The following is a 14,216-nucleotide window of genomic DNA, read 5'->3' as shown; positions in this document are numbered from 1 at the left end:
TATCTTTTATGCCAAATTGGCATAAAACTATGAATTATGAATCAAGTAAACCATTAAGTTATGCACGATTTAAGCGCCTTGTTGGTGTTCAACGCACTACTTTTGAAGAGATGTTAGCTGTGTTAAAAACAGCTTATCAACTTAAACACGCAAAAGGTGGACGAACCCCTAAGTTAAGCCTAGAAGACCTCCTCATAGCTACTCTTCAATACATGCGAGAATACCGAACTTATGAACAAATTGCGGCTGATTTTGGCATTCACGAAAGCAACTTAATCCGTCGGAGTCAATGGGTTGAAGTGTGACTCTTCTTCAAAGTGGTTTTACGATTTTAAAAACTCATCTTAGTGCTGAGGATACGGTGATTGTGGATGCAACAGAGGTAAAAATCAATCGTCCTAAAAAAATCAACTAACCAATTATTCTGGTAAAAAGAAATGTCATGCTATGAAGGCTCAGGCGATTGTCACAAGCCAAGGGAGAATTGTTTCTTTGGATATTGCAGTGGACTATTGCCACGATATGAAGTTGTTCAAAATGAGCCGCAGAAATATCGGACAAGCTGGTAAAATCTTGGCTGACAGTGGTTGTCAAGAGCTCATGAAGATGTATTCACAAGCGCAAACTCCGAGGAAATCAAGCAAACTTAAGCCACTAACTCTTGAAGATAAATCCTATAATCATGTGCTATCTAAAGAGAGAATCAAGGTTGAGAATGTTTTTGCCAAAGTAGAAACGTTTAAAATGTTTTCAACAACCTATCGAAATCGACGTAAACGCTTTGGATTACGAATAAATTTAATTGCTGAAATTATCAACCGTGAACTAGGATTCTAGTTTCGCAGGAAGTCTAATAGCATAAATACGCCTAGGAATGACATTTTTATGTAGTATTTCTAGGTTTTTTTGTTTCAAATTGAAAATTTTTCCAATTTAGGCTTGACAAAGGATGAAGATAAGTGTATTATTTATACAAATAAAAGGAATAAACATAAAGGAGGCTTTGTTATGAATAAGATGAAGAAGGTGTTGATGACGATGTTTGGTTTAGTGATGCTCCCCCTAATATTTGCTTGTAGTAACAATCAATCGTCTGGAATTGAAGCTATCAAGTCCAAAGGAAAATTGGTTGTAGCCCTCAATCCAGATTTTGCTCCATTTGAATACCAAAAAGTGGTTGATGGGAAAAATCAGATTGTGGGTTCAGATATCGAATTAGCCAAGGCTATCGCAACAGAACTAGGTGTCGAATTGGAACTATCTCCCATGAGTTTTGACAATGTACTGGCTAGTGTTCAATCAGGTAAAGCTGACCTTGCCATATCTGGTGTTTCTAAGACAGATGAGCGGAGCAAGGTGTTCGATTTTTCAATTCCCTACTATACTGCAAAAAATAAACTCATTGTCAAAAAATCTGACTTGGCCACTTATCAGTCTGTAAACGACTTGGCGCAGAAAAAGGTCGGAGCACAGAAAGGTTCGATTCAAGAGACGATGGCGAAAGATTTGCTACAAAATTCATCCCTCGTATCTCTGCCTAAAAATGGGAATTTAATCACAGATTTAAAATCAGGGCAAGTGGATGCCGTCATCTTTGAAGAACCAGTTGCCAAGGGATTTGTGGAAAATAATCCTGATTTAGCAATCGCAGACCTCAATTTTGAAAAAGAGCAAGATGATTCCTACGCGGTAGCCATGAAAAAAGATAGCAAGGAATTGAAAGAGGCAGTCGATAAAACCATTCAAAAGTTGAAGGAGTCTGGAGAATTAGACAAACTCATTGAGGATGCCTTTAAAGCGTCCATTGAAAAATAGAAAGAAGGAAAAGAACATGAGTAAAGAAAAAGTAATTTTGGCCTATTCTGGCGGTTTGGACACATCAATTGCTATTACCTGGCTAAAGAAAGACTATGATGTTGTTGCAGTTTGTATGGATGTGGGTGAGGGGAAAGACTTGGATTTCATCCATGATAAGGCTCTCAAGGTTGGGGCAGTCGAATCTTATGTCATTGATGTTAAGGACGAATTTGCTACAGATTATGTGCTAGTAGCTCTCCAGTCGCATGCCTACTATGAACAAAAGTACCCCTTGGTATCTGCCTTGAGCCGCCCTCTTATTTCTAAAAAATTGGTTGAAATCGCGCATCAGACAGGAGCGACTACAATTGCTCATGGTTGTACAGGTAAGGGGAATGACCAAGTGCGTTTTGAAGTATCGATTGCAGCCTTGGATCCCAATTTAAAAGTGATTGCGCCAGTTCGTGAATGGAAATGGTCTCGGGAGGAAGAAATTCATTATGCCAAGGAAAATGGAGTACCTGTTCCTGCTGACCTTGACAATCCCTACTCTGTCGACCAAAACCTTTGGGGACGTGCCAATGAGTGTGGTATTTTGGAAAATCCATGGAATCAGGCTCCAGAAGAAGCCTTTGATATTACATTTTCTCCAGAGCAAGCTCCAGATATGCCAGAATACATTGAAATTGAGTTTAGTGAAGGTGTCCCAGTTTCCCTCAATGGAGAAGGGTTAAAATTGGCAGATTTGATTCAAAAACTCAACGAAATAGCTGGGAAACATGGGATCGGACGGATTGATCACGTGGAAAATCGTTTGGTTGGGATTAAATCAAGAGAAATCTATGAGTGTCCAGGTGCAGTGACCTTGCTGACAGCTCATAAGGAAATTGAGGACTTGACGCTTGTGAGAGAAGTGGCTCATTTTAAACCAATTATAGAAAATGAATTATCAAATCTCATTTATAATGCTTTGTGGTTTAGTCCAGCTACACAAGCCTTGATTGCTTATATTAAAGAGACTCAAAAAGTTGTCAATGGGACTGCAAAAGTTAAACTCTATAAGGGGAGCGCTCAGGTCGTGGCTCGAAAATCACCAAATTCACTTTACGATGAAAATTTGGCGACGTATACTAGTGCGGATACCTTTGACCAAGATGCGGCTATTGGCTTTATTAAGTTGTGGGGACTTCCAACCAAGGTTCATTCTGAGGTTCAAAAAAGCGCCAAATAGGACGATTGGATAGAGAGGTGGATGTGATATGGCTAAGAATATAAAATTATGGGGTGGTCGCTTTGAAGGTACTGTCGAAGACTGGGTAGAGCGCTTTGGTGCGAGTATATCTTTTGACCAGAAATTAGCTAAATTTGATGTGATTGGTTCCTTAGCCCACGTTCAGATGTTGGGTCAGACGGGCATTTTGAGTTTGAAGGAATCAGAAAAGATTCAAGAAGGCTTGAAAGAGCTTTTAGAAGAGCTAGAGGCAGGCCAACTTGTCTTTGATATCGCAAACGAAGATATTCATATGAATATGGAAGTGTTGCTGACAGAAAAAATTGGTCCCCTTGCAGGGAAACTACATACGGCTCGTTCTAGAAATGACCAAGTTGCGACAGATATGCACTTATATCTCAAGGAACAACTAGGCCATGTCCTAGATAAACTGACTCATCTCAAGGGTGTTTTATTAGACTTGGCGGAAAATCATGTGGAGACAATCATGCCGGGCTATACCCATCTGCAACATGCCCAACCGATTAGTTTTGCCCACCACCTGATGGCTTACTACAATATGTTTCAAAGAGACAGTGAACGTTTTGGATTTAACCAGAAGCATACAGACCTATGCCCTCTAGGTGCGGCAGCTTTGGCAGGGACGACTTTCCCCATTGATTGCCAATTGTCTAGCGATTTGTTAGAGTTTAAGCAACCTTATACAAATTCTTTGGATGCTGTTAGTGATCGCGATTTTATCTTAGAATTTCTATCCAATGCCAGCATACTCATGATGCACATGAGCCGTTTTTGTGAAGAAATGATCAATTGGTGTAGTTTTGAGTACCAATTCATTACCTTGTCAGATACGTTTACAACAGGTTCCTCTATTATGCCCCAAAAGAAAAATCCAGATATGGCTGAGTTGATTCGAGGAAAGACTGGTAGAGTTTATGGACATTTGTTTGGACTATTGACAGTCATGAAGTCCTTGCCCTTAGCTTATAATAAGGATCTGCAAGAGGATAAGGAAGGAATGTTTGACACGGTCGAAACGATTTTAAATTCCCTCGATGTATTGGCAGGTATGTTATCTAGCTTACAGGTAAATAAGGAAAAAATGCAAGAGTCTACAGAGAAGGACTTTTCAAATGCGACTGAGTTGGCAGATTATTTGGCAGGGAAAGGCTTGCCATTTAGAGAAGCTCATGAGGTTGTGGGAAGATTAGTGCTAGACTCTATCAAGTCTGCTAAAAATATTCAAGATTGGACTTTGGAGGAATTGCAAACCTATCATTCTCTCATTGCTGAGGATATCTATGTCTACTTACAACCTAAAACGGCTGTCCAAAGACGAAATTCCTTGGGAGGTACAGGGTTTGACCAAGTGAAATACCAGATTGAAGTCGCTAAGAAAGCGAATGAAGCTAAAAAGTGCTAGATTGATAGGTTCAGAATAAGAGGTTGGTCGATTGACAGCCTCTTTCTTGTCGTTAAAAAAGTGAGATATATTGACTTTTGAAAAAATGTCATAATTGAGTTGGGATAAACGTAAAAGTCATACTTTCTCGTTAAATCGTTCGGCGATTCATGGTGACATGGACACGTAGTAGTAAGCAAACTATGTGGCTTGGCAGAGCTAAAAACTTCGGGATTAACAACGGCAGGTATTAAGAAATAATGAATAGAATAATATGAAAAGGTCGAGGAACCCCCTCGACTTTTTTATAATTTCTTTGGTTGATAATAGGTCTCTACTTCTTTTTTGAGATGAGACAGCATAGAAGTTTCCTCGGTTAGCTCCAGAAGGGAGAAACCTTTTTGGATAAGTTTAGAATCGTCTGTACAAATCCCAATACGGACATAGCAGATAGCAAGCCTATCATAGCTTTTCTTGTTCTTGGCATCCTCCAGTAAAGTGTAGCAGATTTGCTTACACATGTTTTTATCTTGATTGTATAGATAGAGTGTGGAAAGGTTTAATAGAATTGTCATTCGCAAGTCATATAAATGTTGATAGTTTTTATAGACTTCTAGGCGTTGCAATATTTTTCCAGTGATGAGATGGAGGTATTCAATGGGAAAACTGAAAAGAATGGTATTGAGGATTTTTAGATCACTCTCATACCATGTATCTTGTTTTTCAATTTTTCTCCAAAGTTTTTTGACAACCTGTTCTGCGTGATCTGATAGTTCACCTGCCCCGTGTTGACGGATATAAATGACAACTTCAAGTATATCTCTGATTTCTTCTATAGGGAGATCGTGGTGGGTCTTGAGGTAGTCTTGGCATTTTTGAAATAAATTGACAAGATCGCTGGTCCCGATAATGGAACGCATATTGAGATAGGTTTGCATAATCTCTGTGCGTTGACTTGGTTGATAAAGTTGACAGATATATTCAAACTCTTCAAAACTCATATTGATTTGACGGAGAAGAAATTCCATATTTTCATATTTTGGGGTTGTCTTGCCACTTTCGATTTTTGATAAGCTGGTTCTTGAAAGAACACCCCCACAGACCTCTTCTTGGGTCAGCCCCTTTGACTCACGTATTTCTTTATAGACCTTTCCGAAATCATAACGCATGATTTTCTCCTTTCTGTGAAAAAAGTTAACAAATAATAAAATCTTGTTAAAAATATTGTATCATAGCAGTGTAAAAAGTAAAAAAGAAAGTAAAAATAAATTTATGAAAAAAGTTAACGTAATTTTGAAATGAGCTTAATAAGAGGTATGATGTAGGTAGAAAATAAAGATAGGAGAAAAAGTATGAATAAAAAAATATTTTGTATTCTAGTATGTATTATATCATTGATTAGTCTAACTATAATCTTTCCATGGGGCTGGTCGATATAATGTAAGGGAGCTTGAGTTGTTAGTGGAGGATAAAATGTTAAGAGTAATAGTAGTTATTCAATCTTTAGTAATAATACTGCTTGCTGTTGCTTTATTATTATCTCGGAAAAACTTTGATTCGTTAAATGTTGTTCTTATAATGATGATCGTATCACAATTGTTGTTATTAGTATATTTGATAAAATCAGGGAATCAGTGATTAGCTGTTATTTGAATTAAGTAAACTGTTAAGCTTCAAGCAGTAACTGGTTTTAAATATTTAAAATAAGATAAAGGAAGGAAGTCTAATTTAGGTAACTAAACAAAGCCTGCGATCACTTGTTAGGAAACCATCCTAACCATGCTTAATAAAAAGGAGAAAACAAATGGAACTTGTATTACCAAATAATTATGTTGTGATTGATGAAGAAGAGATGATGTATCTTGATGGGGGAGATTGGAATAATTTTAGTAGAAACATTAAAGGATTATGGGCAAGGAGTGCAGGATTACGTGATGCAATGCGTCAAGTTGGATTGGTGTCAGCAGTGGGTAATGCAGTTAGGTATAGCTATCCTGTTTTAATGGCTAAAGTTGCAACAATCTCTGCTCCTATTATTTGGGCGACTGGAGGTGCAGCAGCAGTAGTGGTTATTGGGGCAGGAGCTGCACTATGGAATATGCGGTTGTTCTATTAGTATAATATATTTTTTTGCAGGCAAATACTTCCATTACTTAAATTCAAAGGAGTATTTGCCTGTAGTATTATTTAACAATGGAAAGTAGACTAAATGAAAAATAAACGTTATTTTTTTGACACAGTTTTAGTGATTTTACTGCTTATAAGCACGATATTTTGTGTCAGCCCAGTATTTATAAAATTGGATATCTTAGGAACTCCCTCTCATGCCATTTTAACCTTTGTATTGGCGGTACCGTTATTCTATATTTTGTCTCAATGCTTACATACTTTGCTATTACTAGTTTCCTCAATCTTTTGTAAATTAAGACCAATTTATTTTTATTTTATATTTGTGATCATTATAGGAGCTAGGAAATACTATCGAATTCTCTTTCACCAACTAATGGGATTTAGTCCAGGAATAGCAGTGTTTTATAAGGAGAGTCAAACAACTAAGAATCTGTTTAAATTTTACTACTTCTTGTACTTTACAACACTAATTTCATACTATTTTTTCTTTACTTTTGTGTATGACAAACCGTTGCTTTTGCCTCTTATTCCATTTTCTATTATCATAGCATTAGTACAAAAACTTTATAGAATTGAGAATCAACAATTATTTCTGTTAAAATCAAAGGTACTAACAATACTGGAATCTAAGAAGAATTGTGAGTTTAATCTTCAGGATTATCATGAAATTTGGAAATTGCAATCAAAATCTGAGTTGCCATGTGTGGCTTTATCTTATATCAGTTTGATCAAGCCATATCTTTCAGAGAGTGTGCGTGAACAAATTGATTTATTAGAAGTTAGGCGATTTAAAAAAATAAATCATCCAATATCACTTTATGGTATGTTGGATGTTATAAAATTAAATCTATATTTACGGCATTATAATGAAAAAAATAAATATGAATCAATGTTAAATAAAATTTTAGAGGTAAGACCAGACTTTGTTTTAATCGAGCAGAATATTGATGATAGTTTAAATAGCTCGCAACCATTATCTTTATCTTTAGCCATTTCAGAAATCCAACTTTTGCTTGAAGTGTATATGGGGATCAAACATGTTTCAATTAGGAGATAAAACCAGAATAATATTTGCTATTGTAGGGGCAAGTTGCATATTAGTCAGTATGTATCTTATACCTCTCATTAACACGGATAATAAATTTTGGGAAATACTTTTATTTATATTAGGTGTATTGCTAATTGGAACTGCGTTACTAAGTCAAAAAAAATAAATTTTGAAATAGTATTAGTGAGTTCGCAATCATTTATTGCTAGTGGTTTAGAACTGTTAAGTTTCAAGCAATAATTGGTTTTAAACCTTAGGTAACCTATAAAAACAAATAAGGTAGAGAAAGGATATCTTATCTAGGTAGCTAAGTGATAAAAACACAGTCGACGATTACCTGTTAGGAAGCCATCCTAACCATGCTTAATAAAAAAGGAGAAAACAAATGGAACTTGTATTACCAAATAATTATGTTGCGATTGATGAAGAAGAGATGATGTATCTTGATGGGGGATTTTCTATTCCAAGGTGGCCAGTTGCAGTAGCCATTAATATAGCTTTCAATGGTGTTCTAGGCGGAGGAGCTATCAGTTTGGTTAAAAATTATGTCCGTAAGCATGGTTTACGATGGGTTACGAGTGCAGTAGCTGGAGCTGCAGCAAGATATGTTGGAGTACGGGTTGCGAATAGAGTTGCAGGTTTTGCAGCTTCTGCTATTAACGGATTTGCAGCTTGGATGTCAATTGGTGATGCCATCACAACAATTTGGGCAAATAATGATATTAATCGAAGAGATCCAAACTTAAACGCTTTATGGTAATTGTAAAATGGATATGAAAATTGAAAAAATTTTTGTTATTGTATTTTTAGCATTTCTACTCATTTCCTCTGTAACTTTTTTAGCATATGATCATGTTGGTGAGGAACTAAAGAAATTAATCATTATGATTAATTTAATATTTTTGCTTTTAACCATAGCAATGATAGTTTATGCAAAAATTTTTTTAAATCGATAACAAATATGATATAGCTGGAGTGATAGGAAGGGGAGTCTACTATATTAGAGACTGTTCTCTTAATGAAGGTTATAATATTAGTGGTAATTTTTATCCTTGGGACGGCTTCATATCGGAGACAGTAAGATGAGTAATGTAGATAAGATTCGAAAAATACACATCATCGTGTGTTGGGTGTATATATTTTTATCATTCAGGGCGATTATAAATGATACGGAGTATTTTTTGCTTATTTTTTTAGCTTTTATCTACTCAATAGTATCACTACCTCTATATTCTGTGAAAAATAAAATAGTATCTATCTGTCTAGCCATAAATTCGATTCTGTTAATGAGTTTCCCCATTTTAATCAATAAGTTTTTCCCAGAAAGTTTTTTGACTTATACCGTATTAATAAGTGTTTTTATTACAGAGTTGATAATTTTTCATTTAATTGGGAAAGATTTTGATATTAAATTGACTAACGAATATAAGAAAATTAGTCAGTTTAGAAGCAAGGTGTCTCAATCTCCTTGGATAAAATATTTAGAGATTTCTAGTTTTATATTAACTATATTTCCATCTATTCTTTACGGTACAGTTGATAATCATGCACTAACTCTTATCTTTTTGATAAAAATTTGTGTAGATACCACGATAAAATTTTTATTCATCAGATTATTTGACACAAGTACTTTAATGAAGAGGAGAATATTTTTTCTTTTCGCATTGGATGTTATAGCTTACTTATTTTTAGGATATCTTTTAGTGATTCAAAAAGCAGGCTATTTGTTTTCGGTTTTACTTCTTTTTTCTAATTTTTCAGTTCCATTTATCAAGGAAAAGGAATACGAATTATTTAAAAATAGCAAGTAATAGAAATATGGATTAAATCTTAGAACGGCTTAAAATCAGACATGATAAAGGAAAGCTATCTAGGTAACTAAGTACTATAAACACAGTCGACAATCACTTGTTAGGAAACTATCCTAACAAGTGATTAATAAAAAAGAGAATTTTGATGGAACTCGTATTACCAAACAACTATGTTACTATTGATGAAGAAGAGATGATGTATCTTGATGGTGAAGGGTGGCTTGCCTTGCTTTGTGGAGGTGTAGGTGGTGTCGCAAGCGGAATAGCAGGAGCTATAACTGGAGCGGCAGCTGGTGCAGCACTAGGGACAATAACCTTACCAGTTATTGGTACAGTTAGCTATGCATTCATTTTAGCTACTTGTGGTGCAGCAACAGGTTATATGTCAGGCTATATTACCGGCTATAATTTCGGTAGGATATTGGAAAGTAATTTAGGCTGGGACTAGTTATGAAAGATAAAAAAGTACAACTATTTGCGACTATAGTATTTATTATGAATCTATTATTAGCTATCGTGAGTTTATTTGATACTAGTATTTTTAAGCATGTTTTCCTTATAGTGAGCTATCTGGCAATCATGTTTGCCTTTCTTATCTATATTGTTGCTAAATACATTCAATCACGGAATAATGGAAGGTAAGTATAGGATATTTTATGTGCCTATTCAATCATGGGCATCTTTATCGATTACCATTTCATTTTCGGCTTAGAAAAGAAAGGACAAGGTTAAAACAATTTCTTCAATAAAGGAGTCAAGATTGGCTCCTTTCCTTGTCTTCTCTAACCAAGCATGTTATAATGAATACTGCTCAAGCGACCTTCAATCGTTAAAGCACACACGACCTTCAATCGTGAACTAGTCATTTCGTTTATCTTTTATTACGTCGTTAACTCGAAATGAGATGCAAGCTGAGCTTGTCTTATTTATAACCTCAATCAGTCTCCCAGACTGATTGAGCGAACTCAAGTTATGCCTGCGACTCGTTGCCTATCATATTTTCATTTTAAGATGATAGGCTAAAATGGTCTCCCAGACCATTTTACTACTAAAAGCAAACGAAATGACTATACTCAAATAAATTCTATTGAAAGTCATAGTAAATAGAATTTTGAGGGATATAAATAAACGAATAGATGGGAGACTTACCATGAGTGATAACTCTAAAACACGTGTTGTTGTGGGGATGAGTGGTGGTGTTGATTCGTCGGTGACGGCTCTTCTTCTCAAGGAGCAGGGCTACGATGTGATCGGTATCTTCATGAAGAACTGGGATGACACAGATGAAAACGGCGTCTGTACGGCGACCGAAGATTACAAGGATGTGGCTGCGGTGGCGGACCAGATCGGTATTCCCTACTACTCTGTCAACTTTGAAAAAGAGTACTGGGACCGCGTTTTTGAGTATTTCCTAGCGGAATACCGTGCAGGACGCACGCCAAATCCAGATGTTATGTGCAATAAGGAAATCAAGTTCAAGGCCTTTTTGGACTATGCTATGACCTTGGGGGCAGACTATGTAGCGACTGGGCATTATGCCCGAGTGGCGCGTGATGAAGATGGTACTGTTCATATGCTTCGTGGCGTGGATAATGGCAAGGATCAGACTTATTTCCTCAGCCAACTTTCGCAAAAACAACTTCAAAAAACCATGTTCCCACTGGGACATTTGGAAAAGGCGGAAGTGCGAAAACTAGCAGAAGAAGCAGGACTTGCGACTGCCAAGAAGAAAGACTCGACAGGGATTTGCTTTATCGGAGAAAAGAACTTTAAAAACTTCCTCAGCAACTATCTGCCAGCTCAGCCTGGTCGCATGATGACTGTGGATGGTCGTGATATGGGTGAGCATGCAGGACTTATGTACTATACAATCGGTCAGCGTGGCGGTCTCGGTATTGGTGGCCAACACGGTGGTGACAATGCCCCTTGGTTCGTTGTCGGAAAAGACCTGAGCAAGAATATCCTCTATGTTGGCCAAGGTTTCTACCATGATTCGCTCATGTCAACCAGCCTAAAGGCTAGTCAAGTCCACTTTACTCGTGAGATGCCCGAGGAATTTATGCTCGAATGCACAGCAAAATTCCGCTACCGTCAGCCTGATTCTAAGGTGACCGTCCATGTCAAAGGAGATAAGGCAGAGGTCATCTTTGCAGAACCGCAACGCGCGATTACACCAGGACAGGCAGTTGTCTTTTACGATGGCGAAGAGTGTCTAGGTGGTGGTTTGATTGACAATGCTTACCGCGATGGACAAGTTTGTCAGTACATTTAGATTGACAAATTTTCTCAATTTGCTACAATAATAAAAGCAATAGAAATGATGGTCAAAGCTCATGGATGTTGCAGGCTTTTTTGTCCTGCACTTCTCTGGAGTTTTGACTGTTTTTGTGTCGTTTAGAGGAAAGGACAAAAATGACTCAACAAGACTTTCGGACAAGAGTAGGAAATACGGTTTTTGGTGTTCGGGCGACAGCCTTGATTCTTCAAAATCGCAAGCTCCTAGTTACCAAAGAAAAGGGCAAGTATTATACTATCGGCGGTGCAATTCAAGTCAATGAAAGCACGGAAGACGCGGTAGTCCGTGAAGTGAGGGAAGAACTGGGTGTCAAAGCTCAAGCTGGGCAGCTAGCTTTCGTGGTTGAAAATCGTTTTGAACAGGACGGTGTTTCCTATCACAATATCGAGTTTCATTATCTAGTGAATTTGCTTGAAGATGCCCCATTGACCATGCAGGAAGATGAGAAAAGGCAGCCTTGTGAGTGGATTGACTTGGATCAGCTCCAGAATATCCAGCTAGTTCCAGCCTTTTTAAAAACGGCCCTACCAACTTGGGACGGCCAACTAAGACACATTCATCTTGAGGAATAGGAGAGAAACATGACTTATAATTTTACTGAAGAATACGATATTATTGTAATCGGTGCGGGACATGCTGGGGTAGAAGCATCCCTAGCTGCTAGTCGTATGGGTTGTAAGGTCTTACTTGCGACCATCAACATTGAAATGCTGGCTTTCATGCCTTGTAACCCCTCTATCGGTGGTTCTGCTAAGGGGATCGTTGTGCGTGAAGTCGATGCCCTCGGTGGTGAAATGGCTAAAACCATTGACAAGACTTACATCCAGATGAAGATGCTCAACACAGGGAAGGGTCCTGCCGTTCGTGCCCTTCGTGCGCAGGCTGACAAGGAGCTTTACTCTAAGGAAATGCGCAAGACAGTTGAAAATCAAGAAAATCTGACCCTTCGTCAGACCATGATTGATGAGATTTTGGTGGAAGATGGCAAGGTTGTCGGTGTCCGTACAGCTACCCACCAAGAGTATTCTGCCAAGGCTGTTATCGTGACGACAGGGACTGCTCTCCGTGGGGAAATCATCATCGGAGACCTCAAGTACTCATCAGGACCTAACCACAGCCTAGCTTCGATTAACCTAGCTGATAACCTCAAGGAATTGGGCCTCGAAATCGGTCGTTTCAAGACAGGGACGCCTCCACGTGTCAAGGCTTCTTCTATCAATTATGATGTGACAGAGATTCAGCCAGGAGACGAAGCGCCAAATCACTTCTCATATACTTCACGTGATGAGGACTATGTCAAGGACCAAGTGCCATGCTGGTTGACCTACACCAACGGTACCAGTCATGAGATTATCCAAAACAATCTCCACCGTGCGCCTATGTTTACAGGTGTGGTCAAGGGAGTGGGCCCTCGTTACTGTCCGTCAATTGAGGACAAGATTGTGCGCTTTGCGGACAAGGAACGCCATCAACTCTTCCTTGAGCCAGAAGGGCGCAATACAGAGGAAGTCTACGTCCAAGGTCTTTCAACCAGTCTGCCTGAGGACGTCCAACGTGAGCTGGTTCATTCCATCAAAGGGTTGGAAAATGCTGAGATGATGCGAACTGGTTACGCCATTGAGTATGACATGGTCTTGCCTCACCAGTTGCGTGCGACTCTGGAAACTAAGAAAATTTCAGGTCTCTTCACTGCTGGTCAGACAAATGGAACGTCAGGTTACGAAGAAGCAGCAGGTCAAGGGATTATCGCTGGCATCAATGCGGCTCTGAAAATCCAAGGCAAGCCTGAGTTGATTTTGAAGCGCAGTGACGGTTATATCGGGGTTATGATTGATGACTTGGTGACCAAGGGAACCATTGAACCCTACCGTCTCTTGACCAGTCGTGCTGAATACCGTCTCATTCTCCGTCACGACAATGCCGATATGCGTTTGACAGAGATGGGGCGCGAGATTGGACTTGTGGATGATGAACGCTGGGCTCGCTTTGAAATCAAGAAAAATCAATTTGAAAATGAGATGAAACGCCTAGACAGTATCAAACTCAAGCCAGTCAAGGAAACCAATGCCAAGGTTGAGGAGATGGGCTTCAAGCCGTTGACTGATGCAGTGACAGCCAAGGAATTCCTTCGCCGTCCAGAAGTTTCTTATCAAGATGTGGTGACCTTCATCGGACCAGCTGCTGAGAATTTGGATGACAAGATTATCGAATTGATTGAAACAGAAATCAAGTACGAAGGCTATATTTCCAAAGCCATGGACCAGGTTGCCAAGATGAAACGCATGGAAGAAAAACGCATTCCAGCCAATATCGACTGGGATGACATTGATTCTATCGCAACCGAAGCCCGTCAGAAGTTCAAACTTATCAATCCAGAAACTATCGGCCAAGCCAGCCGTATTTCGGGAGTAAACCCAGCAGATATTTCTATTTTGATGGTGTATCTTGAAGGTAAAAATCGTAGTATTTCTAAAAATCAAGAAAAGAAAGCATAGAGAAAA

The 14,216-nt window shown here is 38.4% G+C and carries 13 protein-coding genes and 1 pseudogene; 13 read left to right on the top strand and 1 reads right to left on the bottom strand.

All coding sequences use genetic code 11. From position 1 onward, the window contains the following. Positions 1–29: 29 nt before the first annotated feature. The 4 genes and pseudogenes from HT723_RS02335 to argH all read left to right on the top strand — a co-directional run bounded on the left by HT723_RS02335 (position 30) and on the right by argH (position 4,451). A pseudogene (locus tag HT723_RS02335) lies at positions 30–837 on the top strand (IS5 family transposase). Positions 838–1,008: 171 nt separating this feature from the next. Continuing rightward, a complete protein-coding gene (locus HT723_RS02330; RefSeq protein ID WP_172934543.1) occupies positions 1,009–1,815 on the top strand; it encodes an ABC transporter substrate-binding protein in 807 nt (268 codons plus the stop codon). A gap of 16 nt (positions 1,816–1,831) precedes the next feature. Further along, positions 1,832–3,028 carry an argininosuccinate synthase gene (locus tag HT723_RS02325; RefSeq protein WP_172934542.1) on the top strand — a complete coding sequence of 399 codons (1,197 nt, stop codon included), beginning with the start codon at positions 1,832–1,834 and terminating at the stop codon, positions 3,026–3,028. Positions 3,029–3,056: 28 nt separating this feature from the next. Further along, positions 3,057–4,451 carry an argininosuccinate lyase gene (gene argH, locus HT723_RS02320; protein WP_172934541.1) on the top strand — a complete coding sequence of 465 codons (1,395 nt, stop codon included), beginning with the start codon at positions 3,057–3,059 and terminating at the stop codon, positions 4,449–4,451. A gap of 284 nt (positions 4,452–4,735) precedes the next feature. Here the strand turns inward: argH and HT723_RS02315 are convergent, their stop codons facing one another. Beyond that, positions 4,736–5,599 carry a helix-turn-helix transcriptional regulator gene (locus HT723_RS02315; protein ID WP_172934540.1) on the bottom strand — a complete coding sequence of 288 codons (864 nt, stop codon included), beginning with the start codon at positions 5,597–5,599 and terminating at the stop codon, positions 4,736–4,738. A gap of 635 nt (positions 5,600–6,234) precedes the next feature. Here HT723_RS02315 and HT723_RS11885 point away from each other — a divergent pair. The 9 genes from HT723_RS11885 to mnmG all read left to right on the top strand — a co-directional run bounded on the left by HT723_RS11885 (position 6,235) and on the right by mnmG (position 14,210). Further along, positions 6,235–6,546 (top strand): hypothetical protein, encoded by a 312-nt coding sequence (locus tag HT723_RS11885; protein ID WP_050203425.1) that lies wholly within the window; start codon positions 6,235–6,237, stop codon positions 6,544–6,546. Between the two features lie 93 nt (positions 6,547–6,639). Then, positions 6,640–7,617, top strand: a complete 978-nt coding sequence (locus tag HT723_RS02305) for a hypothetical protein (protein WP_050203426.1) — start codon at positions 6,640–6,642, stop codon at positions 7,615–7,617. A gap of 376 nt (positions 7,618–7,993) precedes the next feature. Continuing rightward, positions 7,994–8,368 carry an SPH_0224 family bacteriocin-like peptide gene (locus HT723_RS02300; RefSeq protein WP_172934539.1) on the top strand — a complete coding sequence of 125 codons (375 nt, stop codon included), beginning with the start codon at positions 7,994–7,996 and terminating at the stop codon, positions 8,366–8,368. A 7-nt stretch (positions 8,369–8,375) separates the two neighbouring features. Beyond that, positions 8,376–8,564 (top strand): hypothetical protein, encoded by a 189-nt coding sequence (locus HT723_RS11280; RefSeq protein ID WP_016397257.1) that lies wholly within the window; start codon positions 8,376–8,378, stop codon positions 8,562–8,564. A gap of 126 nt (positions 8,565–8,690) precedes the next feature. After that, on the top strand, positions 8,691–9,419 hold the full coding sequence (locus tag HT723_RS02295; RefSeq protein WP_172934538.1) for a hypothetical protein: 729 nt from the start codon (positions 8,691–8,693) through the stop codon (positions 9,417–9,419). A gap of 145 nt (positions 9,420–9,564) precedes the next feature. Beyond that, positions 9,565–9,867 carry a hypothetical protein gene (locus HT723_RS02290; protein WP_023941044.1) on the top strand — a complete coding sequence of 101 codons (303 nt, stop codon included), beginning with the start codon at positions 9,565–9,567 and terminating at the stop codon, positions 9,865–9,867. Positions 9,868–10,569: 702 nt separating this feature from the next. Then, positions 10,570–11,691, top strand: a complete 1,122-nt coding sequence (gene mnmA, locus HT723_RS02285; protein WP_172934537.1) for a tRNA 2-thiouridine(34) synthase MnmA — start codon at positions 10,570–10,572, stop codon at positions 11,689–11,691. A gap of 140 nt (positions 11,692–11,831) precedes the next feature. Then, entirely contained in the window at positions 11,832–12,287 is a 456-nt protein-coding gene (locus HT723_RS02280) for an NUDIX hydrolase (protein WP_172934536.1), read from the top strand. Positions 12,288–12,296: 9 nt separating this feature from the next. Then, a complete protein-coding gene (gene mnmG / locus HT723_RS02275; RefSeq protein WP_172934535.1) occupies positions 12,297–14,210 on the top strand; it encodes a tRNA uridine-5-carboxymethylaminomethyl(34) synthesis enzyme MnmG in 1,914 nt (637 codons plus the stop codon). Positions 14,211–14,216: the final 6 nt, after the last annotated feature.

This window comes from Streptococcus sp. 2106, assembly GCF_013277315.1.
Classification (GTDB): Bacteria; Bacillota; Bacilli; order Lactobacillales; family Streptococcaceae; genus Streptococcus; species Streptococcus pseudopneumoniae.
The sequence above is the reverse complement of the archived record's forward strand: the minus strand, read 5'-3'. Positions and strand labels throughout refer to the sequence as shown.

Coding starts and splice junctions, on each gene's coding strand:
- HT723_RS02330 (WP_172934543.1), top strand. CDS start 1,009: ATGAATAAGATGAAGAAGGTGTTGATGACGATGTTTGGTTTAGTGATG.
- HT723_RS02325 (WP_172934542.1), top strand. CDS start 1,832: ATGAGTAAAGAAAAAGTAATTTTGGCCTATTCTGGCGGTTTGGACACA.
- argH (WP_172934541.1), top strand. CDS start 3,057: ATGGCTAAGAATATAAAATTATGGGGTGGTCGCTTTGAAGGTACTGTC.
- HT723_RS02315 (WP_172934540.1), bottom strand. CDS start 5,599: ATGCGTTATGATTTCGGAAAGGTCTATAAAGAAATACGTGAGTCAAAG.
- HT723_RS11885 (WP_050203425.1), top strand. CDS start 6,235: ATGGAACTTGTATTACCAAATAATTATGTTGTGATTGATGAAGAAGAG.
- HT723_RS02305 (WP_050203426.1), top strand. CDS start 6,640: ATGAAAAATAAACGTTATTTTTTTGACACAGTTTTAGTGATTTTACTG.
- HT723_RS02300 (WP_172934539.1), top strand. CDS start 7,994: ATGGAACTTGTATTACCAAATAATTATGTTGCGATTGATGAAGAAGAG.
- HT723_RS11280 (WP_016397257.1), top strand. CDS start 8,376: ATGGATATGAAAATTGAAAAAATTTTTGTTATTGTATTTTTAGCATTT.
- HT723_RS02295 (WP_172934538.1), top strand. CDS start 8,691: ATGAGTAATGTAGATAAGATTCGAAAAATACACATCATCGTGTGTTGG.
- HT723_RS02290 (WP_023941044.1), top strand. CDS start 9,565: ATGGAACTCGTATTACCAAACAACTATGTTACTATTGATGAAGAAGAG.
- mnmA (WP_172934537.1), top strand. CDS start 10,570: ATGAGTGATAACTCTAAAACACGTGTTGTTGTGGGGATGAGTGGTGGT.
- HT723_RS02280 (WP_172934536.1), top strand. CDS start 11,832: ATGACTCAACAAGACTTTCGGACAAGAGTAGGAAATACGGTTTTTGGT.
- mnmG (WP_172934535.1), top strand. CDS start 12,297: ATGACTTATAATTTTACTGAAGAATACGATATTATTGTAATCGGTGCG.